Origin of the sequence: Mesorhizobium sp. M7A.F.Ca.US.014.04.1.1, assembly GCF_003998745.1 — a bacterium.
GTDB classification, from domain to species: Bacteria; Pseudomonadota; Alphaproteobacteria; order Rhizobiales; family Rhizobiaceae; genus Mesorhizobium; species Mesorhizobium ciceri.
This window is the reverse complement of record NZ_RZRW01001410.1, coordinates 1-520: the sequence shown is the minus strand read 5'-3', so window position 1 is coordinate 520 and position 520 is coordinate 1. Positions and strand designations below refer to the sequence as shown.

Below are 520 nucleotides of genomic sequence, written 5' to 3'. Positions count from 1 at the left end.
GCCGGAATACGGGCCGGGCTGGGCCTCAAAGATCGTCATCGCCAATTCGCTCGCCGGGGAGGGCTACAACATCTCCTCGCTGGTGGTGCAGGACCCCGAAGGCCGGCAGACGAAGCTGCGCATGTCGGCGGCGGTCTATCTCGGCATCGTCGCCGCCACCAACATGAAGCAGCGCACGCGCAAACAGATCGAGTACTATCACGCCGACCGGCTGAATTTCGCCGTGCTCGGCACGCCGAACCGGCTCGAATACGACCAAGGCTTCTTCGTGAAGAATGGCGACGGCGCGGCTGACGTCAAACCGATCGCCCATCTCTACAAGAGCCAAGTCTATGCGCTTGCCGCCCATCTCGGCATTCCCGAGGAAATCTGCCGCAGGGCGCCGACGACCGACACCTATTCCCTCGAGCAGACGCAGGAAGAGTTCTACTTCTCCCTGCCCTATGACCGCATGGATATTTGCCTCTTCGGCCTGAATAACGGCCTTTCAGCCGCGGACGTCGGCGCCGCCGCGAAGCTG

Annotated in this window: 1 protein-coding gene; it reads left to right on the top strand. The window is 62.5% G+C overall.

Annotated elements, in window-relative coordinates:
• Positions 1–520: NAD(+) synthase (gene nadE / locus EOA22_RS36830; protein ID WP_127390770.1), on the top strand; the 520-nt coding region annotated here is incomplete at both ends.